This is a genomic window from Flavobacterium sp. (genome assembly GCF_035292545.1).
Classification (GTDB): Bacteria; Bacteroidota; Bacteroidia; order Flavobacteriales; family Flavobacteriaceae; genus Flavobacterium.
Genome location: NZ_DATDPV010000048.1, coordinates 1 through 24,779, shown reverse-complemented (window position 1 = coordinate 24,779; position 24,779 = coordinate 1). Strand labels below are relative to the sequence as shown.

Here is a 24,779-nt window from a genome sequence, read left to right as displayed (position 1 = left end):
AAAACAAATAGATCAAAACCTGTTGTCTAAAAATTGGTTTAAAGCGGCTCTTTTTTTCAATATCATCTCTTCGTTGGGCACTTTTTATCTGGCCTACATGATGGCAAGTAAAAATTTAGTTCAGGATTTGTATCTGTCTTCCATTTATTATTATCTACATTTTCAGTATAATGGCTGGTTTTTCTTTGCTTGCATGGGTTTGTTTTTTGGATTATTAAACCTAAAAAAAACGGACCATCCATTTTATGAAACAGCCTTTAAGTTGTTTGCCGCTGCTTGTATTCCTGCGTATTTTTTGTCCATCCTTTGGTTAGACTTCCCAGTTTGGCTGTATGTAATTACGGCACTTTCGGCCATAATACAGGTTTACGCCTGGTTTAAACTCGTTTTGGTTTTAATAAAAACGAGAAGAAACTTTTTTGAAAACTACACCCTTTTATTACGCTATATTTTGCTGTTTGTAGGTTTGGCTTTAAGTGTAAAACTGCTACTTCAATTGGGCTCGACCATCCCGTTTATAAGTGATCTGGCTTTTGGTTTCAGACCGATTGTGATTGCTTATTTGCATTTGGTGCTTTTGGCGGTAATCTCGTTGTTTTTATTGTTTTATATATATGCCAATGCTTTGTTTATTATCGATAAAAAAATAAAATTCGGAATACTATTATTCACCATTGGGGTTTTATTGAACGAAATTGTATTGGCTGTTCAAGGCATTGCCTCTTTCAGTTACACCGTAATTCCGTATGTAAATGAGACACTTTTTGGTATTGCATTACTGTTACTTTTCGGAATCGGATTTACTGCTATTTCCTCCAAAATAAAAGTTAAAAACAATCCGGTTTTATGATTACAATCATAAAATAAACGACTGATAATTAGGTACTTTGTTTAACAAAACTTAAGAATTCTAATTATGAAAAAAACAATTCAATTTATTTTAGTCGTTGGTTTAGTCACCGCTTTTGGATGCAAACAAAACACTGAAGTTGCCACTGAAACTGAAACAGAAAGCACAACAACCGAAAGTGTAGGTCAATCTGGAGTACAAGATGATGCTTCCAGTCCAAATATTGTACGTGTTGCCTCCGGAAGTAAAGACCATTCCACTTTAGTGACCGCGGTAAAAGCCGCCGGATTAGTTGATGCTTTGAGCAATGCAGGTCCGTTTACTGTTTTTGCACCTACAAATGCCGCTTTCGACAAATTACCTAAAGGAACTGTTGAAGGGCTTCTGAAACCAGAGAAAAAAGATGATTTAAAAAACATTTTAGAATACCATACTTATGTTGGAAACTTAAAATCCGAATATATGGAAGATGGTAAGGAATATGAAATGGTAAATGCCGGAAAAGTAAAAATCACCAAAGTCGGTGATAAAGTTTTTGTAAATGGTTCCGAAATTTTAGCCACAACACCAACATCAAATGGGATGATACATGTAATAAATGATGTATTGCTTCCGAAATAATATTATTGATTCATTTTACTGAAATGAAGAAGCGTGGGTTGTAGCAGCAATTCACGCTTTTTTTTGCCTAATAATTAACCTAAGGTCTTATACATCATAGCCGCCGAAATATTCATGGCTCTCTCTTTAATTTCTGTGGCTTTTTCTCCAATAAATAATTCATCAACAGTCTCATTAAACAAGGCGTTCCAATGTTGAAAATGTGTTTGATTCATTTCGCTTTTTTGATGCAGATCTTTGTGTTTAACCATTGGATTTCCGTTGTAATTTCCAGTAAAAAACAAGATATTTTCCCAAAAAGCATACATTTTAGGCAGGTGTTCTTCCCAGTTTACTTTGGCTACATCATTAAATAAATAACCGATTTTTTGATCCGTTTTTATTTTATCGTAAAATGCGTTTACCAATTTTTCTATATCGGCTCTGTTTTTAATATCTGTTTTCATTGCAGTCATTTTTAACCTTGCGTTAATAAACACAAACTATCTTCGATAGCAATTACAGAATGCAGGACACCAGTTGGAATAATAATTTCGTCGAACATTCCTAAAATTACAGATTGTTCCGGTTCGTTAAATTCAACCGATCCTAATAAGATGGTTAATTTTGAAGGCGTATTGGTAACATGTTCTTTTAGAGTCATTCCCTTTTTGAAACCTATTACCAACACCTTACTGTTTTCGCCTTTATGGAGCACTTGAGCTACAGGATTTGTGGCTTGCTCTAACTTCTCATAGATACTTTTGATGGTCATAAATCTTTATTTTTAAATTTTGAAAGTGAAATTAAAAACGGAATAACAACCCATAAACACAATAACAGGAATGAAATGAGTAATCCTACCGATGTGCCAAAAAAGTCTTTAAAAATAGCACCTGTATATCCCATCATGGCCGAAACATCAAGATGCAATAAAATTTGAATCCGTGCTAAATCTATCGGGCTTAAAGCGGTAATTCCTATCATCGCCTTTTCGATGGGATATTCTGACAATTGAAATAATAAAAACAAAATAATGCCATCAAAAAGCAAAGCAAAATACAACCAGGTCATTATGGCAATTCCTATACCTTTTGCCTTATCTCTCGTAAGAATAGAACTCAAAAACGCCAGCGCCACAAAAACCAATGAAATTAGGCAGCCTATAATCAGCATCATAATCCCCACGCTATTGGGCGCATTGATTAAAAGTGGAATTCCTGCACCGATAAAAAAAGCTAATACCATTGACAAGGAAAGTCCGAGAAACAAACTCAGCCAAATTTTTCTGCGTTTAATTGGCTGGCTTAATAGTAGCTCTATAAATTCTGAACTGTTGTATAAATAAATAGTGGCAAAAAGAATGGAAACCAATGGTACTGTAAACAAAATTACATTTAAAACCGTAAGCAAACCTTTGGCAGTATTATCTTCTAATCCAAACGAACTCCAGGAAAGTATGGCTAAAATAATAGTGTATGCCAATACAATCTTGTTTTTCAGGATGTCCAGAAAAATGATTTTAATGATTCTGTTCATTGCTTTTATTTTTTAGAATTTTCGCAATTGCTTTGGATATCTTTTCTTCTCCTGTTGTTTCCAACAAATCAGCTATTGTTTTATGAAAATGTACTTCACCTTCCTGCATATAAATAATTTGGGTAATCATGTCGTCTAATTCACTCAAAAGATGGGAGGTTATTAAAATGAGTTTCCCTTTTTCTTTCTCCCTGATTATTTTTTCTTTCAAAATTTCGGAAGCCAAAGGATCTAAACCCGCTGTAGGTTCGTCCAGGATAAGCACCTCAGGATTAAATAAAAAAGCCAGAGTAGCACTCACCTTTTGCGTTGTTCCTCCAGAAAGTGTCCGCATTTGTTTATCAAATATTTTTTCAAGTTCAAATGCCTTTACCAATTCTTCATCTAAATCTTGGGTGGAATTTCTAATTTGCTTTATCATATCGATGATTTGACCCACCTTCATATAGTCCGGATAACGACCAATTTGAGGCATGTATCCTATTTTTTCCCGATATTGAAACTTTTTTAAAATCGATTTTTGGTCAAATAAAACATCTCCTTTAGAGGGAATAACCATACCTAAAATACTTTTTATCAAAGTGGTTTTTCCGCAACCATTTGGACCAATAAGGGCAATACATTCTCCTTTATTAAAGGACAGATTTATATTATTTAAAACTTCTAATTTTCCGAATTTTTTATGTAAATTTTTTATTTCTATCATAAAGCTAAAGCTTTCATTAATGGCGTATTGTCTATAAAATTATCTGGCGTTATACTGGGTAATATTTTTTCTGATTTATCTAACAAGGTTATCATGAAACTTCTGAAAAGCAACATGGCCGAAGGATTATTTTCAACCAGTACGGCAAATAAACTCAACGGATGATAAGGCACGTCGCCAACTCCGTTTTTGTCTAAATCATACCCTTCATATTTATCCCAATAATTGCTGTTGAATTTGTTAAGGACTAAACTTCCGTTTGTTCCCATGTCGAAAGTGTTTCCAACAAAATTATTGTTTATAATTTCGTTATCCACACAACTGGCCTGAATTTTCATGGCCCAGCCATTGGCTTCAAAAACATTTTTTTCGACTTGAATTCTGTTCGTTCCCTCCATGTGGATTCCCGAAGTATTTCTGGAAAATTTGTTCCCTATAATATAACTATCCGAGATTTCTTTAAGAAACAATCCGTAAGCTGCATCACCCCAATTTTCTTCGAAAAAATTATTAAACATCTTGACGTTTTTGGTAAACATTACCGCAACGCCAGCTCCATTATTTTTGAAAACATTTGTAATATAGGCATCATCATTAGAAAACATAAAATGCAATCCGTAACGGATATTATTTGTCGATATATTTCTCCAAATGATTGAATTGGTTACAAATTCAAAATAAATGCCATCTCGATGTCCTGAAATTGTATTGGCAATAATTTGTATATTTTCGCTTTTCCAGCAATGGATTCCATTACCAATTTGCTGTTCCTCTTTACCGTAAGCTATTATTTTATTGTTTTTGACAATACAGTTTTTACCGTTTTGGATATAAATCCCAAAGAAATTATCATCGAGTATATTATTTTGAATGACAACATGGTTTTTATTATATACTTTAATCCCACAAGGATCTTCTAGCGACGCATATCCTGATTTTATGACTTTAAAACCCTGAACAAAGACACTATCCGCCTGAATGGAAAGCACTTCATATTTTTTCTGGCCATCTAAAATGGGAAAACCTTTACCTAAAAAAACAATTTTTTTATCAATAATGATATTGCCTTCTCTGTAAATTCCTTTATGAACCAAAACCGTATCGCCTTCTTTGGCTAGACTGATGGCTTTTTTTATGGATTTTATAGGTTTATCGGCACCAACTTCAATCACATTGGCCTGAATAAAAGGAGAAAACAACAGGAATATGTAGAATATTTTTTTCATGTTTTTTATGTTAAACCATTAAGGAATACAGTTCCTTTAAAAAAGCTTAACCGTCTTAATTTTACAATGGTTCAAAAAAGTTATGTTCTTATTTTCCTATAACTGCTTCCCAAGAAATTAGTGTAGCATTTAATTTCAATCCCAATTCTTTTGCTTCTTTTTCAGATGAAAAAGAAGCAATATTTCCTCTCATGGGACTAGGAATATTGACTCCTGTAAGGAAAAAAGCCTTTTCGGCAGGAATCAAAATATTGTCCTGAGTATAATTATGCACATAATAAGCCTTGATTTTTGTATCTGGATTTTCTTTTCCATAATTCACCATACACATAATATCGTCAAATTTATATACTCTTCCTTTTTGAGTAATCACTTCGGATCCATATTTACCATCGGCAATGCTCATTTTACAAAATTCACAATTATCTACATTTAATTTAATAGGAACTGCCTCGGTTTTGGCACAAGATAAAAAAGATAAAGACAAAAGGAACAACAATACTGTTACTGTTTTAGGTTTTCTCCATTTTTGCAACAGATTGGATTCTTTAATTACAAGAATAAACAACAGTAATCCGGAAGCAATCAACATCCATCCTCCAATATCAGGAATAGAATAAGCCCCAAAATTAAGGAGTTGTTTGTATCCTATTAATGGTGGTTGATAGGACATTCCCGGCACTCTAATTGCTGCATTTGGATCAAGATTGTGCCCGTATTCATAATTCCATCTGTAAAAATCAACGGCTGCTAAAATTCCAAAAAGAATAAGCGAAATAAATAAGGCATAAAGCCCCTTTTTCTTGGCAATTATTGCAACTGCTAAGGCAAAAAGCGCAAAACCTGCAAAGATATAAGGCAATACAGTAAACTCTACAAAATCTTCTTTGTGTAGCGTTTTCATACCTATATAATGGTTTAGTCCATTGATGATATCAACGTCTCCACCAATTTTATTGGCATGCAACTGCAACACTAAACCTTCAGGATATTGAGGAGCGGACAACTCAATTCTCCACATCGGGACAAAAATAGAAGACACTAATAGCACCCCCACTAACAAAAGAATACCTCTTGAGAGTGTTGAGATTTTTGGATTGTTCATGTTTGTTTGTTTTTATTAAAAAAGGGAACAAACATTATATTTGTTCCCTTTTTGAATTTGAAGCGATTATTTTTTTGCTGGCATATTTGTTCCCAGACTAAAAGTTATCGGAACAGTGCTTCCGGCTGGAGATACTCTCAAATATCCTGACATCTCTTGGTGAAGCGCACTACAGAAGTCGGTACAATAAAACGGATATATACCCACTTTTTTGGGTAACCATTTTAAAGTAGCTGTTTCTCCGGGCATAATTAATAGCTCGGCATTATCGGCTCCTTTTATGGCAAATCCATGAGGTACATCCCAATCTTGTTCAAGATTAGTAACGTGGAAATAAACTTCATCCCCTACTTTTATCCCCTCAATATTATCCGAAGCAAAGTGGGACCGAATGGAAGTCATATAGACATGAACTTTGTTCCCTTCTCTGACAACTTTAGCTTCTTTTTCTCCTTTGGCAACATATGGGTGATTGTTTTCCTCAATTTTATAGAACTTTAACTGACCATTATTTCTGATTAAATCAGCAGGTGCAGCTTGTGCATAATGCGGTTCACCGATAGTTGGATAATCTAATAAAAGTTTCATTTTATCGCCACTAATATCAAATAATTGTGCACTTTGGGCCAATTCAGGTCCCGTTGGCAGGTATCTGTCTTTGGTGATTTTATTGTAAACAATCATGTATTTTCCAAATGGTTTTTTACTGTCTCCTCCAGGAATACATAAATGTCCAGGAGAATAATAAGTAGGTGCTCTGTCTAAAACTTTCAATGTTTTGATATCCCATTTCACCACTTCTGAAGAAACGAAGAAAGTAGTGTAAGCATTACCTTTTCCGTCAAATTCTGTATGCAATGGTCCTAAACCTGGTTTTTTAACTTCGCCATGTAAAGCAGCTTCATATTTAATAACCGGAATACCTTCATATTCCCCATCGTATTGTTTTTTAGCAATGGCATTCAGCATTTTATCAAAACTAAATACAGGTATTAAAGCAGCTAGTTTTCCACTACCAATAATAAATTCTCCAGTTGGATCCACATCACATCCGTGAGGTGATTTTGGACAAGGAATCATATAGCAAATGTCTTTCAACACTTTTGAATCCAAAACCAGAACTTCATTTCTCATTACAGATTTTGCTGTATGTGTTTTTTCATCCCAGGTATTGTGTGCATATTTTGCAGCTACTTTTTTTCCTTTTCCAGCTTTGATATACTCTTCAGCTTTTTTCCAGTTTACTGCCATGATAAAGTCTTTGTCATTTTGTGACGCATTTACTTCAAGTAAAGTATTGGCTTGCTCTGTATTATAACAAGAGAAGAAAAACCAACCGTGAGATTTACCTTTTCCGGCATGACTTAAATCGAAATTAACCCCTGGAGCTTCAATTTGGAAAGCAATATCCATTTGTCCTTCTTTACCAACTTTTACAAAACTCAAATATCCTTTGAAATTTTGTTTGTAGGTATTAATTGGCACATCACCATTTGCATTATCGGTAGGAACGCTAAATCGTGTTCCGGCTACCACATATTCCGTGTTTTCGGTGATGAATGGAGATGAGTGATTTCCTGCACTGTTTGGTAATTCAATTATTTCAACTGTTTTGAAAGTTTTCAAATCAACACGTGCAATTCTAGGTGTATTATTGGCATTGGCAAAAATCCAACGTCCATCCACTTCACCATTGGTTTGAGACATATCTAAATGGTGCTGATCATCCCATGGCACATAACCGTGAGAAGTATTCAACATTGGTTTAGTTTCCTCACTATAACCATAACCACTCTGAGGATCTTGAGAAAATATAGGAACCACTCTCAATAATCTTGCACTCGGCAAACCATATACACTCATTTGGCCACTAAACCCTCCTGAAACGAAATTATAGAATTCGTCGTATTTTCCTGGAGCTACATATACTTTTTGAGCAGCATCGCCACTAACGGCATCGCTTGTGTCTTTTGGTTTACAAGAACCGAAAAAGGCACTAATTAAGACAATCGCAAAAGTTACTTTTACAAATTTATTTTTACTCATAATTTCTATTGTTTTTTGTATTCATGAATATTTGATTTCATGACACATCCAAATTATATGTTAAACTATTTTTTAAAAAACTATTTTACTCCGTCATTTTGACGCATAAACTCAAGTAATTTTCTTGCGTCATCATCTGAAAGGGCTTGATTTGGCATACGAACCAAACAAAGTTCCAATTGTGCCTGAAGTTTTGGATCTTTATCAATCATCGGATCTGGATTTGTGATAAAATTCATAATCCATTCTGGTTTATTACGAGTTGTAACACCTTTCCAACCTGGACCTACTAATTTTTCGTCTGTTAATTTGTGACAAGAAGAGCATTTAACAGACTGGATTTTTTCTCCTTCTGCAGCCATTGCCACGTCTAATTTATCACCTAATTCTACTGAAGTATGTTTTCCCAAACCTCTATTTGGATCATACGAAGATGGGTCAGTTGGGTTTACAGCAGATTCTTCAGAAACTGTAGGAGTGCTTTCTAAAGCATCGTCTGTGGATTTTTTTTTATCGCCACATGAAGTTAACATTATAAATGCAACTAGTAAAAAAGATAATTTGTACATAAGAATAGGTTTTTAAAATTTCTTCAACAAATTTCAGAATTCATTCACTGATTAAGTATGATTATAATCATACTTGAAAATAATTTTTTTATTTATTTTAATCGAAGTGACGAAAAGTAAATAATAATTTTTTGTTAATGATTAAACCTTTCTAAAACATCAAAGTCCAATTACTATAACTTAAAATATTATGAAAATGAAAAAATTAATTATAGTCGCATTATTAATTGTTGGGATGACAAGTTTTGCGCAAGAAAGTAAACAGAAACCACAGAGAACTCAAATGGAGCAATTAAATCCTGAACAAAGAAATCAATTGCGTTTAAAAAGACTGACTCTAGATTTGGATTTAAATGCATCACAACAAAAAGAAATGAGTAAAATAATTGCTGAACAAAGTGCTAAAAAAGAAGTAGCAATGGCAGAAAGAAAAGCCATTAAAAACGCAGGCAAAAAACTCACTCCTGACGAACGTTTTGCAAAACAAAATAAAATGTTAGATGGAAAAATTGCTATGAAAGCCCGAATGAAAAAAATTCTTAATCCAGAACAATTTGAAAAATGGGATAAAATTAAAAAACACGAGCAAGGTTCAATGAGAAAAAAAATGCTTCATAGAAAGAAAAAAATGAGCGGATTGGAAGATAAATAAAAAATAATTTTTTTTCTCCATAAAAATCAATTAGATTTGAAAATATTTATTAAAACCAAAACCCCATGAAAAAAATAGTTACAGTAATTACACTTATGTTAGCTTTCACAATCTCTGCTAATGCACAAGACAAAAAACAAGCGAAACCTATCACAAAAGAAGTAGTTCTTTTATCACCTGCAGAAGCTGCTAAAAATGATGCAGTTGCTATAACTGAATATTTGGCTTTAAATGAATCTCAAACAAACGATCTTGTAGATCTTTTTCTAATGAAACATGAAGTGATGCAAGATTCAAATGCTTCAATTGAACGTAAAAAAGAAATGTCAAGAATTGTTGGATTAAAAATTGAAGCTTCTATTGATTCAAAACAACTTGAAAAACTAAGAGCAAACGCAACGCTTTTCAATCAATTAAAAGGTGAAAATACTTTAGACGCAAAAAAATCTAAATAAACTTTCAATTCTCATTAAATAAAAAAAGCTTTCGTTTTCACGAAAGCTTTTTTTATTATTTTAAAGTGTTTTAGAAACTTTATCAATCGCCCGAATAGTACAGTCTAAATCTTCATATGTTAATGCATCGGTCAAAAACCAGGTTTCATAAGCTGAAGGTGCAATATAAATACCTTCCTGTAATAATCCGTGAAAGAACTTCTTGAACTTTTCATTATCCCCTTTTGCCGCACTTTTAAAATCAACTACAGCATCAGCATCAAAATGCACAGAAATCATAGAACCAACTCTATTGACAGTGAAAATTATATTATTGGCAGTAAAAGCGGCTCTTATCCCCTTTTCTAAATAAGCTGTTTTTTCTTCCAGCCTCTGAAAAACCGATTGATCTTCATTCAATGCCTTTAACATGGCCAAACCGGCCGCCATCGCTAAAGGATTTCCAGATAACGTTCCTGCCTGATATACTGGCCCAATTGGCGCTAAATAATTCATTATTTCTTCACGAGCGGCAAAAGCACCCACGGGTAAACCGCCGCCAATTACTTTCCCGAAGGTAACAATATCCGCCTTAATGTTGAATAACTCTTGCACACCGCCTTTTGCAAGACGAAATCCTGTCATTACTTCATCAAAAATAAGCAGAATGTTATTCTCTGTACAAAGTTGTCTTAATCCCTCTAAAAATCCTTCTTTAGGCGGAATGCATCCCATATTTCCTGCTACAGGCTCTACGATGATGGCTGCAATTTCATTTTTATTAGCTTCAATTAAATCACTTACATTTTTCAAATCATTATAATAAGCCAACAAAGTGTCTTTGGCCGTTCCTGCAGTTACTCCAGGACTATTTGGTGATCCAAAAGTAATGGCACCACTACCCGCTTGGATTAAAAACGAATCGGAGTGACCATGGTAACAACCTGCAAATTTAATAATCTTGTCTTTTTGGGTAAATCCTCGCGCCAATCGGATGGCACTCATACAAGCTTCGGTACCTGAATTGACAAAACGAATTTTATCGATATTTGGAACCATTGAAACTGCTAAAGCTGCGATTTCAGTTTCTAAAGCGGTAGGCATCCCAAAGGAAGTCCCCAATTTTGCTTTTTCAATTACGGCTTCCACAACCGGCGGGTAAGCGTGACCCAAAATCATGGGACCCCAAGAGTTGATAAAATCAATGAAACGATTCCCGTCTTCATCATATAGATAAGCACCTTTAGCACTTTTGACAAAAATAGGCGTTCCACCAACGGATTTAAAGGCACGAACAGGTGAATTTACACCTCCAGGAATTACTTTTTCAGCTTCAGCAAAAAGCTGACTGCTTCTTTGGTATAACATTTATAATTTATTTTTATGATTTTATATTCCGGTTTTGGAATTTGTTTCTTGCACTTTGAGATTTGGAAAATTATTCCACTCTCAGGTTCTGACCTATTGAAAGCGCATTGTCAGTCATGTTATTTTTTCTTTTTAATTCCTCAATTGTAAGGTTGAATTTTTTTGAAATTGAATACAAAGTATCGCCTTTAATAACATTATAGGAATTCGAATTATCAGCAACCATTACGCTCGCATCAACTGAAGTATAATTCATTCCTAAAACTTCCGCATCATATTGATTCAACTTATACCGCTCAATAATAGAGATTAATTTGATTGGGTATTTTGGGTCGGTTGCGTAGCCTGCCGCTTTCAGTCCTTTGGCCCATGCTCTATAATCATCTTTTTTTAATTTGAACAATCCTGCATACCAAGGTCTGCTGGTTAAAAAAAGTGCATGATCTTTATAAGACTCATTAGGTTTTTCATATTTTCGAAAACATTCTTGTGCGGAATCATCGTCGTGTTTTACGCTTGGGCCTTTCCATTCTTTATGACATTTAATGCCAAAATGGTTATTTGCCGCCATACTCAACGGGCCTGTTCCAGCGCCCGATTCTAAAATTCCTTGAGCCAGAATAATACTCGACGGAATTCCATATTGAGTCATGTTGCTTTTTGCAATGTCCTTGAATTGAGCAATATAAGCTGATACTATTTCTGCGGTAACTTTTACTCTTGTAGTTGCTTCAAGGACTTCGGTTTTCGGACTATTAGTTACAACCGGCTTAATTTCCGGAGGACTCTCAATCGGAGTTTTTACGATAGGTTTTTTAATCGTTCTAACTACTGGAGCGCTTGGTTTAGCAGCAACAGTTCTTTTTGTTTGTACTGCTGGCTTACTCGTATGGCAACTCACGATAAGCAGTGTTGTGACGAAAAATAACAGTTTTTTAATCATTGCAAAAGTATTAATGGTAATTTTTTTCTTTTTAATTTTTGATTCATTCCTTCAATTCCCTGAATTCCGCCCGTATGAATAGCTAAAATTTTTGTTCCTTGCGGAAAATATCCTTTCTCAATTAAATCAAATAATCCATACATCATTTTTCCTGTATAAATAGGATCTAACGGAATATGATTTTGTTTGTAAAATATATTTATGAATTCGATTAATCCTTGATTCACTTTTCCGTATCCATCAAAGTGATAGTCTGTGATTAATTCCGTATTCTCTTTTATAGTGAATTTACGAATCTCTTCTAGTAAGAAATCGCCTTTTAATGCTGGGAATCCTAACACTTTTTGATGTGGCAAGGTGCTATTTATTATACCAGAAATCGTGCCACCAGTTCCAACAGCGCAACAAATATAATCAAAAACGGCATCTTCTTCTGTTAAAATTTCCTGACATCCTTTAACAGCCAAATCATTTGTTCCTCCTTCGGGAATGAGATAAAATGTTCCGAATTTTTGTTTTAACCCATTTATAAATTCATCTTCATTTTTCGTTTTATAGACTTCTCTGGCGACAAACTCTAACTGCATTCCGCATTCTTGAGCAAAAGACAATGTTGGATTTTCAATAATTTTAGCACTCAATTCTTCCCCGCGAATAATTCCTATGGTTTTAAAATTAAACTGCTTTCCTGCTGCTGCAACAGCTGTAATATGATTGGAAAAAGCACCGCCAAAAGTAAGCAATGTTGATTTTCCTTCTGATTTCGCCTGAAGCAAATTGTATTTTAATTTTCGAAATTTATTTCCGGAAACAAATGGGTGTATGAGATCCTCACGTCTTATAAATAAGGAGACGTTATTTGTAGGTATTTGTATTTTTTGGGTAAGCACTTTTTCCAAAACAAAGGATATTAAACACAAAGATACAACAGAAAATGATTGGTATTTTAATTTGTCTTTGTTGCGGTTATCTATAGGATATGTATGGGATATGCATGGAGTATCTACCCAATATCCCTATGTGCTTTTCTATGCATTAATTATCAAAATATAGTATCAGACGGAAAGAGCGAAACAAAAAAAATCCCGACTACTTGATGTAATTGGGATTTTTTATATAATTTTTAATTATATCAGCATTGTAATTTAATTTTTGATGATGATTTTTTTGCCAATCTCCACATTGTCTTTAGTGATTAACTTTACGATATAAATACCATCACTCAGACTAGAAGTTGAAAACTCATAAGAGGCATTACTACCCAACTCTTTTTTACTGAAAATTAATTTTCCGGCTACATCATATAACCCGCAAGAAGCCAGTTCAATTTGAAATGGGTTACTGATTGTTACATTTTTAGTACTATTGTTTTGAAACACTACGAAGCTTTCACTTACCGAATCATTAATGCCTAAAGCAGTATCTTTAAATGTCAATTCAAAACGGGTTCTGTTATCACCGATAGGTAAAGTCATATCGAACATACCATTTTTTATGTCATAATAAACATCCGTTTGTTTGTCATGAATATAGACGATTTGGTTCGGATCAAAGCCGTATAATACATCAATAACTTTCACTTTAAAATTTGTAGGTTGTGTGCATCTAAATCCTAAAGGTATTTTTTTATCAATATTAAATGCTACAACACTTGAAACATATTCCTCATTATTTACAACATAATAAAATTCCGCATTTTCGCTGGAAGGAGATTTTCCGTCCCATCCATAATCAAAACCATCCGTAGTGCTAGCATCAAATCCAAGCGTGGTAGGTCTTACCCCGCTGTCATTAAACATTGCATTAATTTTTAATTGTGGCGCATATCCTTTTTTTATTTGCGTATAATCAATACCGGCAACATTTAGGATTTCAGGAAAATAAGGTGAGTTTGGATCATAAACTGTATTTTCTGCATTAACACTACTTGATGCCGATCTTGCAAATTGTGATAAAGTAGCCGGACTTTCTTTTACAAAAGTCCTAAAAGTATTTTTCATTGTAACAGATCCTGCCGCAGTACCTTTAACCATAAACCCTTGTCCTATTGGAGAAAATCTTCTTTGAAAACTTGTTCCTGAACCAACACTTCCAGTTATTCCTCCTGCCCCGTTATAGCTGTTAAAAGCAGCAACTGTATAACCTGCACCTGGTGTATAAGTCCCGTACCCGCCTTGATATGCTGCCAGGTAGTGCGAATTAACTGCCACTTGCTCCCAAAAATAAGCCGTTCCTGTAATAACAGGAGTATTAACAGGATCTAATAAAAACAAATTTAAATCTATAGCGCTCGGATAAGGATTCCCTACCAAAGTATAATTGTCTAATGAAACCGCTGTCGCAATTGTTCCGTCATTTGGTTTTCCTCTAAAATCGTAGCGTTGCGCATTTGAGGATCCGCTGGTTCCTTTCATCGTAAAACCTTCACCTGCATTAAGCGTATTAGCGGATGCCACATGAACCCATTGCGCATAAGCACTAGAAGTTATAAACTTCCAGATCCAATACGGGGCAATTTTCAATGGAGAAGAACTACCATTGTAATTATTCATAGCTAAAATTTCTGGAGTATAACTAGTTGTCAAATCAGTAACGCCTTTAAGCTGAGAGATTCCAAAAGGATTATTCACAGTTGTTGCAGTCAACGTGTTCCCTACTGGCGAACACCAGTAATTGTATTGAAATTGGTTTACGGTACCTTCCTGATAAACGGACAGATTACCCACCCCTTTATTAGCTCCGGCCGCAATAGTCCCTTGTAGTAATTGTGCATCATCACGAAGATAGAAATTACTGGTAGCTGCGTTTAACTCCAAGTCTTGTTTTACAAAGACAACCTCGTTTTTGGCAAAAACATAAGTATTAGGACTTACATACATTTGTGCCTTCGCCTGACCCTGAAATAAGAATCCAGCGGCAAACAAAAACAATACTTTAAGTATTTTTGACTTCATATGTGAATGGGATATTGATTTAATTTTAACAAATCTAATTTTTTTTTTATTCTAAACAAAAAATATTATGTTTTTTTTTACACTCAAATAATTGATTTCCATTATTTAAAAGGATTAAATCTAAAAATAACGATATCATTTTAATGCTAATTTTCTGACTTAACCAACCGTTTTTAAACTCTCTTTATTAAGCCAAAACACAAATAAACGTAAAAAAAGAACAAAAACAAATAAAAATGTTATAAAAAAACATACTTTTGCTGCCCGATTATTTGTTGATTCCCAAATCATACCAATAAACTAACATAACCACTATTTACTATTTATGAAAAAAATTACGCATTTATCAATTTGTCTATTGGTCTTATTGAGTTTATCAAATGTATCTGCACAAGTTGGAATTGGAACGATAGCCCCTCGCGGAGCTCTTGAAATCAATTCCGCCGTGAATGGATTTTTGGCACCGCAAGTTATCCTTACCGCTACAAATGTATCCGCACCCGTGGTAAATCCGCAAACAGCTGGCGCGCCTATAGCAGGAACTGTAGTTTATAATACCGCTACAGCAGGTGCCGGCACTACAGCTGTAACCCCTGGCTATTACTATTGGGACGGCTCCCTTTGGATCCGATTAGCAACAGGAACTAATTCTGACTGGTCTACAACAGGAAATTCAGGAACTGTAGCAACTACAAATTTTGCCGGAACTACTGATGCCGTAGCTTTTGTATTGAGAACGAATAATTTAGAAAGAACAAGAATTACAAGCGCTGGTCTTATGGGAGTGGGAACACCGACTCCTTCCAGCGCCCTATCTGTCGCCTCGAACACCACCATAGGAGCCACATACGCTCCGACAAATGCCGCACCAACAAATGGTCTTCGCGTTGAAGGACAATCCATAATTGGTAAAGCATCCGGCGAGGATTCCCGTGATAAATTTTCTTCACATACCTCAGCTACTTCCTTTAACAATGTAACAGGTTATCCTAGCGCAACAGCTCCACGTGCTATAGCCGGATATGCAGATGCAGACGGCATGGGCGTTTTTGGATTTTCTAATAGAACCGGATACGGCGTTGTGGGACTAACACAGTCCGGCACTTTATCATCCTATATCCAAACTGGCGAAGGGGTACTTGGACAAGCAGACGGAGCTTCGGGAGGCTCAACCATTCCGATTGGTGTTCATGGAATTATTGATGAATCAGCAGCAGGTCTAAGAAAAGCAACACCTGTTCTAGGAGAAAACAATAACATTACAATTGGAACCGGACTATCAGGGGGAGCTTATGTCGGATCTGGGGCAGTTGCAGGTGTTTATGGAAATATTGGAACTAAATATGCCGGCGGCTCCAGTGCTTACCAATTTGGAGTAGTGGGTGATATTTTGCTTTTAGGGCCCGCAAGCCAGCCAGTAGCATCAGGCGGTGTTTTAGGCACAAATGCAAGCGGTGATTTTGGAATCCTAGGCTACAAAAGTATCGCTGGTAATCCATATTCAGTGTATGGAGGAGGTTCCGGATCAAACGTCGCTGCCGGAAATACTGGAAGACAAGCAAACACAACTACTCCGAACAACTTAATCGGTCTTGGAATCAATGGTGGTTTTATGGGTGGTTATGTAAAAGGGGAACAATACGGAATGATTGCTAAAGGAAAAGAGTTCGGGATGTATGTACAAGGAAATACGATTGTAAACGAACCAATTGTTCAGTTGATTGAGAACCCCAATTCGAATATAAAAACAGCAGCTTATACTTCAACGTCCACTAATGTAGATGTTACCACAAGAGGTACAAATGCTTTAAAAAACGGAACTACTTTTGTAGCATTCAAAGAAGCTTTTAGAAATTTAGTTTCAAAAGAAGAATTGATTAATGTTACTGTAACTCCTACAAGCGAAACAAACGGGGTTTATGTAAGCGAAGTAACTTCCGAAGGATTTTATATAAAAGAAAATCAAAAAGGCACGAGTAATGCCTCCTTCAATTGGGTCGCAATCGGAACACGTGCCGGATTCGAAAAGGGAGTTGAAATTTCAACCACTATTCTTTCTAAAGACTTTGATAAAAACATGAATGGTGTCATGAGTAATGATGGAACCGGCAAAGAAGGAACCCCAATTTATTTTGATGGTCAAAATGTACGCTTCGAAAGAATTCCTGAAAACTTAGTTAAATATGCTAAAAAAGAGCAGCCAAAAAAATAATTCAAGATAATTCAAACTTTTATAAAAGGACTTTGCAAATAATTGTAAAGTCCTTTTTTTAAATAAAAAAAACAAAATATTCACATAGAAACGGGTTATTAATCCTGTTAAAAAGAGACCTCAATCATCAGATTGGGGTCTCTTTTTATGTGTTATTTATGATTAATAATTTGAAAATTAGAACTTTAAACTTTAACACACTCTACAACTAAACCTTACTTTATGTTAAAAGATTTAAAAAAACAATGTACTTTATCGATGATTTTATGCACTTAATCGAAAACATACGCATTTAGTCGGTTTTATCATACCCTTTAACGATAAATCTATACATTGCCGGTAATTACTTTACATCCCACTAAAATTAATCACTTATACTGACCCTGTGAAAAAAAAATTTCTCCTAAAAGAATTTAATTTTTTTACTTCTGTAAAAGAAAAACAACGTAAAACAACTTCTTTTTCTTGGATGTTGCCTATACTGGTTTTATTTGCTTTTTTATTAGGAAATAAAATTGTTGCGCAAACCACAATTACTATATCAGCTACTGGCACAGGAACTTTTATAGTACCTTGTGATGTAACCTCGATTACTGTTGAAGTTTGGGGAGGAGGAGGTGCGGGAGGAGGCACAACAGTCAATACCGCTAAAGGTGGTGGTGGTGGCGCAGGAGGAACTTACGTTTCTTCAACATTTAATAGTTTAACTGGCGGTACCGTTTTTAATTATAGCGTTGGATTAGGAGCAATTGGAACAACAACTGCCGGTCCAACTGGTAGTTCTTCGTGGTTCAGCGCTGTAGGAGTATTATATGCTCAAGGTGGTGCTGGTGGCGAAGCTCCAAATGGAGGTACTGTTTTTGGCGGAACTGGCTCAATAGCAACAAGCATTGGCACAACGAAAACCGCTGGTGTTACTGGATCAAATGGAACAACTACCATTGGTGGTGCCGGAGGTGCTGGCGGAAATAGTGGTGGTGCTGGAGGCGTTTCAATCTCAGCTGGTGCTGATGGTAACACCGGAATACAACCTGGCGGTGGTGGTGGTGGTGCCTTTGTAAACAACAATACTAATAGAAATGGCGGAAATGGCGGAAACGGACAAATAAAAATCACTTATACTTCTACTTCTTCAACTTATTGTACGCCAAGCTTTGGGAATGGTGTTGAACCAATTACTAATGTCACTTTTGCAGGAATTAACAATACCACAACCAATGTATTAGGCGGTTCAAGTCTAGAAAATTTCTGTATAACAGGGACAGTACTTCAAGGTTCTGCGACAAATGTAATTTCTATAAAAGGGAACACTGCTGGAAACATGCCTAATTATATCAGAGTTTATATTGACTGGGATCAAAATGGAACTTTTGGAAACGTTGCAAATGAAATATATGATTTAGGAACTATCACCAACTCGAGTGGAATAGATGCTATAACATTAACGGGCAATATAGCAGTACCTGCTGCAGCAACCTTAGGTAACACCAAAATGCGTGTTATGAAAAAATTCAACGCTTATCCTACAGGGCCGTGTCAAACAGGAGCAGGTTATGGTCAAGCTGAGGATTATCTCATTAATATTACCCTCACTTCTGCTTGCACTACCCCCACCGCACAACCAACTACTTTATCATTAACTCCAACCGGAAGCACAATAACAGGTTCGTTTACCTTGGCAAGTCCTGCTGCAGACAAATATTTAGTCGTATTCAACACCACAGGAACTCCACCTACTCCTGTAAACACAACAACTTATACGGTAGGCGGCACCGTTTCGGCTGGTAATACTGTAGTAGACATCGATAACAATAATACTTTTACAGTTACCGGTCTTACGCCATTAACGCTATATTATATATTTGTATTTTCCTATAATTCTGTTTGTACTGGTGGACCAAAATACAATACCACTTCTCCTTTAAACGGAAGCACCACGACATTGTCAGGAAACTATTGTACACCAACCGCATCAAGCGGTATTGATGGAACTGGGATTACAAACGTATCTTATAGTACGGTAAATTACACTTCGAGCAACACAACAGTATATAACAACTACACCGCACAAACAGGTAATGTTATTCAAGGTGCTTCGCTGCCTGTAAGTATTAGAACTGCTACGAGCTCTTATACTTATAACCTGAAAATATGGGTTGATTGGAACAATGATTTTGATTTTACTGATTCCGGAGAAGACATGTACAGCGGAACAGTAGCATCAACAACAATTTCAGCCTCTATAAATGTTCCTTTAACAGCCACAATCGGTAACCATAGAATGAGAATAGGAATCGTTTGGATTTCAGCCACACCGTCAACACCTACTTCATGCTATAACGGAAACTGGGCAGCTTTTGAAGATTATACATTAAACATAACCTCTGCTGCAGCTTGTACTTTGGCACCTGTAGTAACTGGCCACCCTTCAAATGCAACCATTGCAAATGGGGGGAATACTACTTTTACGGCTACTTTTTCAAATTCTCCAGCAAGTTATTTTTGGGAAGTCAGTACTGATGGAGGGGTTAACTACACGACTATGACTAACGGAGGCGTATATTCTGGCGCTACAATAGCAACGCTTACTATCACTGCTGCTCCCGGAAACATGAACGGATATAAATTTAGAGCTACTGCCAGCAATGGCTGCGGTACTTCTGCTGCTTCAAATCCTGCTACTTTAACAGTAACGACCAGTTATTGTTCTCCGAGTTCAACGACATCCGCTTATTATATATCGGGCGTTATCTCCATTGGAACATTAAATGATGCTTCAAATATTGCTACCGGTTATTCCGCAGGCGGTTATGGCAACTATTCTTCTACAACAATTGCTACACAAATAGCAGGCGCAGGTATTAACATTAATATCAATTTAGAAGGTCCTGATTCCCAGTTTGTAAAAACTTATATTGACTGGAATGGGGATGGTGATTTTATAGACGCAAACGAACTAGTCTATACAACAGGTACAATTGCAACTGGAGACACCTCTTACGGATTTGTAGTGCCTGTAAATGCAACGCCTGGAAATTACAGAATGAGAATCAGAACCAGAGGATATACCGAAACAAGCACAATCGATCCCTGCACCACTGGTTATTCTACAGGCGAAACAGAGGATTATACTATTTCTATTGTGGCAGACTGTTCTGCAAAAATAACAAACGTTACTGATGGATCATCCTGTGGGACCGGAACAACTACCCTTACGGCTGTTGGATCAGGAGGAGGAATACAATTCAGATGGTATGCAAACGAAACAGGTGGAGTTCCTCTGGCTACAACAACAGCTGGATCATGGACTACCCCATCTTTATCAAGCTCAACCACCTATTATGTCACCGTTTATAATGGAAGTTGCGAATCATTGGTAAGAATGGCTGTGAGGGCTATTATAAATCCTACAACAAATATTACTTTTTCTCCATCTACTCCAATTGTATGTGGTGAAGACGCTATTCTAACAATAATTGCATCCGGAGATACCACTGTAGAAGATTTATTTTCAGAAAATTTTGAAGGCGGTACTTTCGGAGGATTCACTTTAAGTACAACTACCAACTTATATGATACCGGTTCAGACAACATACCGGATGCACCTCAACCAAATGCACCATGGAGCATTAAAACGAGTACTTATCAGCCTACTGACACAAGTGTTTGGAGACCCGCTATAAACTCGGGAAGTGTTGGCGATAAATTTGCTTTCACCACATCAGATTACCTTTATAGCACCATTGAAACTGATATTAGCACAGGAAACATAAATACTGCAAATTTTACCGATTTGACATTGACTTTCAAGCACTATTATTCGTATTATGGCGGAGATAGCGGAAAAGTTCAAGTATCAATTGATGGCGGGGCGAATTGGATTAATGTAACTACTTATAGTTCTGATTTAGGGTCTGCATCAAAATTTGCGGATGTAACTATAGATTTGTCTGCTTATGTAAATGTTGCTAACTTTAGATTTCGTTATAAATACACCGCCAATTGGGATGACGGATGGGCCATAGATGATGTTCGTTTATTTGGCACAAAACCATTGAATACAACTTTTACTTGGGGAGGGGCTACTGTTGATGCCTATATTGATTTAGCGTGTACCATTCCTTATACAGGACAAAGTATTACTACTGTTTATGTAAAACCTACTGCGGGGCAACTAATAAATCCTTCATGGTCATTTACAGCTACTGCGACACTATCTAACGGATGTCCGGTATCTGAACTGATAACAGTAACCAACAAAACCAAACTCTGGCAAGGAACTACCAATGAATGGAATGATCCAAACAACTGGTTGCCGGCTGGAGTTCCAACGGCTAACGATTGCGTCATAGTTGATCCACATCCGTTTCCTTCTACTATTTCTACTTCTTGCTATCAAGCATATGGTAAAACCTTAACAATCAAAAGTGGTGGTATCCTAAATGTTCTAACTGATACTAACATCACGATTACTGATCTTGTGGATGTAAGGACTGGCGGTACTTTTATCCTAAAAAACAATGCTAGTCTTGTACAAATTAATAATGTAGCCAATACCGTTAACGGTACTTTTAAGATGGAGCGTATTACACAACCTATATATCGCTATGATTATACTTATTGGGGTTCGCCAGTTACATCAGCATCGAATTTTACATTGGGAAATTTATCTCCAGGTTCTTCTTTGCGCTATACCTGGACACCCTCTGTGGGCGGCGGAAGTGGCAATTGGACATCAGCGGCTGCTAGTACGGCCATGCAATCCACTAAAGGATATATTGTAAGAGCTCCTGATACTTTCTCTACTAATCCAGCAGTTAAAGTTCCATATACAGCAAACTTTATTGGTACGCCAAACAACGGAGATATTTTAGCCCCGATAACTTATGGATCTTTGGGAGCCATTGCGACGGATGACAAATGGAATTTAATTTCAAATCCATATCCATCAGCCATTAGCGCCAGTGCATTTTTAAGCCTTGCCAGTAATTCATCTGTAATAGACGGTACCATCTATTTCTGGACGCATAATTCGCCTCCGGCAACTGGTTTTCCTGATCCTTTTTATGGCGATTTTGTAATTAACTATACGGCTAACGATTATGCTTCTTGGAATAAATTAGGTGGTGTCGGCACAGCAGCAAGCTCTTTATCAAGTCTTGGCACAATTCCAAGTGGCTTTATTGCCGCAGGTGCTGCTTTCTTTGTAAAAAGTTTAGCTGCTCCCGGTAATGCTACCTTTACCAATAGCATGCGTGTTACAGACAATAACAACCAATTTTTTAGATCCACGAATCCTACAATTGTCAATACGAATAATGATTTTGAAAAACACCGAATCTGGTTGAACCTGACCAATAACTCCGGCGCTTTCAGTCAAATATTGGTCGGTTACGCACAAGGTGCCACTTTAGGAATGGATCGGGATTTTGATGGTATGCGTTTTGGCGGTAATGGTGTGACACTCTACTCTATTCTTCCGGAAGCGAATTTGGGAATTCAGGGACGTCCGTTGCCATTTAACATAAATGATCAGGTTCCTTTAGGCTACAATGCCGCAATTGCCGGTTCATTTTCTGTGCGAATTGATCATATAGACGGGCTTTTTAACACCCAAAACATCTATTTAGAAGACCAATTGCTTCAAGTAATTCATAATTTGAAACTGACTCCTTATGTCTTTACCACAGGAGTTGGCAATTTTAACAATCGTTTTGTACTTCGTTATACGGAAAGTACATTGGGAACAGATACTTTCGAGGTATCGAATACTGTTAAAGTCACGGTTCACGAAAAAGTCACGGTTCACGCAAATCAACTGATTAAAGAAATGCTAGTTTTTGATTTATTAGGGCGAAAAATTGACACTTACAAAAACATAGATGACACACAATTTATTCTGAATCATTTATACAAAACCAATAATGTTTTGATTTTGAAAATAACATTGGAAAATGATGAAGTAGTGACAGAAAAAATTATTTATTAAGCTTTTTTATTTTTTCAGAATAATGAGACCTCAATCTTTTGATTGGGGTCTTTTTTTTTATATAGTGATTTCACGAAGAGCAGTTTGCGATTTTTAGTTTAGGATTTTTGCATTAATTATACTTCAAGTTTCTATCTGTCCAAAAACGACATAAAGCAAATGTGCATTTCACCGATGATTTCATAACTTTCATCGAATAGTTGTGTTTTTTATCGATTTTTTTATACGTGTTAACGGTAAATTAGTATTTTCATTGCGATTAATTCACAACCAACCAAAAACTAACTTTTTATTTTAATCTCTGTGAAAAAAAAAATACCACAACAAGAATTCTCCTTATTTATACTTAACAAAAAAAGAAACCCAAACCTTTTCCCTGACAAACCTTTTATTCAAACCACTCCTTGGTTTGTTTTTTTAGCTTTAATTTTTTCTGTTTTATTATCAGGAAAAGCAAATGCACAGACTACTACAGAAACCTTTTCGACTTCCGGAACATGGATTTGTCCTGCCGGAGTAACTTCAGCAACAGTAAAAGTATGGGGTGGCGGTGGATCAGGAGGCGGCTCAAGTGCAAATAACAATGGAGGGTCTGGCGGCGGCGGCGGCGGCTATTCAACTAAAACTTTTGCAGTCCTTCCAGGTCAAACAATCACATACACTATAGGAACCGGCGGCACAGCAGGTGCAGTAGGTGCTGACGGAAATACCGGATTACCAACAACCCTAACTCATGCTCCTTCAACAACATCAATCACTGCTAATGGTGGAGCTAAAGGAATTGCTAATGGTGGAGCCTTTGGGACTGGCGGTACCGCTATAGGAGGAACAACCAACACATCTGGGTCAGATGGTGCAGTTGGCGGAAGTGCTCCTGGTGGAAATGGCGGAAATGGCGGAAATGCCCCAAGTACCGGAGGTAGTGGTCAAACAAACAACAATGGTTCATCTGGAATTATACCTGGCGGAGGCGGAGGCGGAGGCGAACGCGGAGGCGGAGACTGGTCGGGTGGTGCTGGAGCAAATGGACAAATAACAATTACGTATGCAACTCCTCCCCTTTCAAATGATAATTGCAGTGGGGCAATAACTTTAACTATAAACCCAACCCTAACTTGTACAACAAGTACAAATGGCACAACAATTAGCGCCACACAATCACAAGTTGCTTGTGTTGGTAGCGGTGCCGATGATGACGTTTGGTATAGTTTTACTGCAACAAGCACCTCGCATATACTAACCGTAACTCCAACAACTTTAACTGATGTGGTATTTCAGGTTTTCAGTGGGACGTGTGCCGGTACTTTAACGAGTTTAGCCTGTGTGGACAATAATGCATCCGCAGCCGAAACTACAAGCTTAACAGGATTAACCTCTGGAAATACATATTTTGTAAGAGTCCATAGTTATGCTAGTAGTTCCAATCAAGGAACGTTTTCTATCTGTGTAACTACACAACCTGCTTGTGTTGCCCCAAGTCAAGCTTCTGTATTTACGTTAGGAACTATCACGACAACGTCATTACCTGCCACTTTTACAGGTTCTGCAAATGGGTATTTGGTGGTGCGTTCTTTAACTGGCACACC

19 protein-coding genes are annotated in these 24,779 nt (G+C 36.5%); 7 read left to right on the top strand and 12 right to left on the bottom strand.

Annotated features, from left to right (window positions below; genetic code table 11):
* Positions 1 to 850: hypothetical protein (locus tag VI621_RS08520; protein WP_324217956.1), on the top strand; the 850-nt coding region annotated here is incomplete at its 5' end.
* A gap of 66 nt (positions 851 to 916) precedes the next feature.
* Entirely contained in the window at positions 917 to 1,471 is a 555-nt protein-coding gene (locus tag VI621_RS08515; protein WP_324217955.1) for a fasciclin domain-containing protein, read from the top strand.
* A gap of 74 nt (positions 1,472 to 1,545) precedes the next feature.
* On the opposite strand, the gene VI621_RS08510 is transcribed toward VI621_RS08515, so the two are convergent.
* The 8 genes from VI621_RS08510 to VI621_RS08475 all read right to left on the bottom strand — a co-directional run bounded on the left by VI621_RS08510 (position 1,546) and on the right by VI621_RS08475 (position 8,641).
* Positions 1,546 to 1,917 (bottom strand): group III truncated hemoglobin, encoded by a 372-nt coding sequence (locus tag VI621_RS08510; RefSeq protein WP_324217954.1) that lies wholly within the window; start codon positions 1,915 to 1,917, stop codon positions 1,546 to 1,548.
* An 11-nt stretch (positions 1,918 to 1,928) separates the two neighbouring features.
* Positions 1,929 to 2,225, bottom strand: coding sequence for a hypothetical protein (locus VI621_RS08505; protein ID WP_324217953.1), 297 nt, complete (start codon positions 2,223 to 2,225; stop codon positions 1,929 to 1,931).
* A complete protein-coding gene (locus tag VI621_RS08500; protein WP_324217952.1) occupies positions 2,222 to 2,989 on the bottom strand; it encodes an ABC transporter permease subunit in 768 nt (255 codons plus the stop codon). Before VI621_RS08500 ends, VI621_RS08505 begins: the two co-directional genes overlap by 4 nt.
* Entirely contained in the window at positions 2,973 to 3,695 is a 723-nt protein-coding gene (locus VI621_RS08495; RefSeq protein WP_324217951.1) for an ABC transporter ATP-binding protein, read from the bottom strand. The genes VI621_RS08500 and VI621_RS08495 overlap by 17 nt, the downstream gene beginning before the upstream one ends.
* Positions 3,692 to 4,921, bottom strand: coding sequence for a nitrous oxide reductase family maturation protein NosD (locus tag VI621_RS08490; RefSeq protein ID WP_324217950.1), 1,230 nt, complete (start codon positions 4,919 to 4,921; stop codon positions 3,692 to 3,694). The genes VI621_RS08495 and VI621_RS08490 overlap by 4 nt, the downstream gene beginning before the upstream one ends.
* An 88-nt stretch (positions 4,922 to 5,009) precedes the next feature.
* Positions 5,010 to 6,026 carry a nitrous oxide reductase accessory protein NosL gene (locus tag VI621_RS08485; protein ID WP_324217949.1) on the bottom strand — a complete coding sequence of 339 codons (1,017 nt, stop codon included), beginning with the start codon at positions 6,024 to 6,026 and terminating at the stop codon, positions 5,010 to 5,012.
* 66 nt (positions 6,027 to 6,092) lie between these two features.
* Positions 6,093 to 8,072 carry a Sec-dependent nitrous-oxide reductase gene (nosZ, locus tag VI621_RS08480; protein ID WP_324217948.1) on the bottom strand — a complete coding sequence of 660 codons (1,980 nt, stop codon included), beginning with the start codon at positions 8,070 to 8,072 and terminating at the stop codon, positions 6,093 to 6,095.
* An 80-nt stretch (positions 8,073 to 8,152) separates the two neighbouring features.
* Positions 8,153 to 8,641, bottom strand: coding sequence for a c-type cytochrome (locus VI621_RS08475; RefSeq protein ID WP_324217947.1), 489 nt, complete (start codon positions 8,639 to 8,641; stop codon positions 8,153 to 8,155).
* 196 nt (positions 8,642 to 8,837) lie between these two features.
* On the opposite strand from VI621_RS08475, the gene VI621_RS08470 reads away from it, so the two are divergent.
* Together VI621_RS08470 and VI621_RS08465 are read left to right on the top strand one after the other, a co-directional pair.
* Positions 8,838 to 9,293 (top strand): hypothetical protein, encoded by a 456-nt coding sequence (locus VI621_RS08470; protein ID WP_324217946.1) that lies wholly within the window; start codon positions 8,838 to 8,840, stop codon positions 9,291 to 9,293.
* A gap of 65 nt (positions 9,294 to 9,358) precedes the next feature.
* Positions 9,359 to 9,748: a hypothetical protein gene (locus tag VI621_RS08465; protein ID WP_324217945.1), complete on the top strand. Its 390-nt coding sequence runs from the start codon at positions 9,359 to 9,361 to the stop codon at positions 9,746 to 9,748.
* Positions 9,749 to 9,808: 60 nt separating this feature from the next.
* Here VI621_RS08465 and hemL read toward each other — a convergent pair whose 3' ends face one another.
* The 4 genes from hemL to VI621_RS08445 all read right to left on the bottom strand — a co-directional run bounded on the left by hemL (position 9,809) and on the right by VI621_RS08445 (position 14,992).
* The gene (gene hemL / locus VI621_RS08460; RefSeq protein ID WP_324217944.1) at positions 9,809 to 11,095 is read right to left on the bottom strand and encodes a glutamate-1-semialdehyde 2,1-aminomutase; all 1,287 of its coding nucleotides are present in this window, start codon (positions 11,093 to 11,095) and stop codon (positions 9,809 to 9,811) included.
* A 70-nt stretch (positions 11,096 to 11,165) separates the two neighbouring features.
* The gene (locus VI621_RS08455) at positions 11,166 to 12,038 is read right to left on the bottom strand and encodes a glucosaminidase domain-containing protein (RefSeq protein ID WP_324217943.1); all 873 of its coding nucleotides are present in this window, start codon (positions 12,036 to 12,038) and stop codon (positions 11,166 to 11,168) included.
* On the bottom strand, positions 12,035 to 12,937 hold the full coding sequence (locus VI621_RS08450; protein WP_324217942.1) for a 1-aminocyclopropane-1-carboxylate deaminase/D-cysteine desulfhydrase: 903 nt from the start codon (positions 12,935 to 12,937) through the stop codon (positions 12,035 to 12,037). The genes VI621_RS08455 and VI621_RS08450 overlap by 4 nt, the downstream gene beginning before the upstream one ends.
* A 246-nt stretch (positions 12,938 to 13,183) precedes the next feature.
* Positions 13,184 to 14,992 (bottom strand): T9SS sorting signal type C domain-containing protein, encoded by a 1,809-nt coding sequence (locus VI621_RS08445; protein ID WP_324217941.1) that lies wholly within the window; start codon positions 14,990 to 14,992, stop codon positions 13,184 to 13,186.
* Positions 14,993 to 15,317: 325 nt separating this feature from the next.
* On the opposite strand from VI621_RS08445, the gene VI621_RS08440 reads away from it, so the two are divergent.
* The 3 genes from VI621_RS08440 to VI621_RS08430 all read left to right on the top strand — a co-directional run.
* The gene (locus tag VI621_RS08440; RefSeq protein WP_324217940.1) at positions 15,318 to 17,204 is read left to right on the top strand and encodes a hypothetical protein; all 1,887 of its coding nucleotides are present in this window, start codon (positions 15,318 to 15,320) and stop codon (positions 17,202 to 17,204) included.
* Between the two features lie 385 nt (positions 17,205 to 17,589).
* Complete coding sequence (locus VI621_RS08435) at positions 17,590 to 23,193, top strand: GEVED domain-containing protein (RefSeq protein ID WP_324217939.1); 5,604 nt, start codon at positions 17,590 to 17,592, stop codon at positions 23,191 to 23,193.
* 303 nt (positions 23,194 to 23,496) lie between these two features.
* A partial coding sequence (locus VI621_RS08430; RefSeq protein WP_349254640.1) for a glycine-rich domain-containing protein occupies positions 23,497 to 24,779 on the top strand: 1,283 nt, incomplete at its 3' end.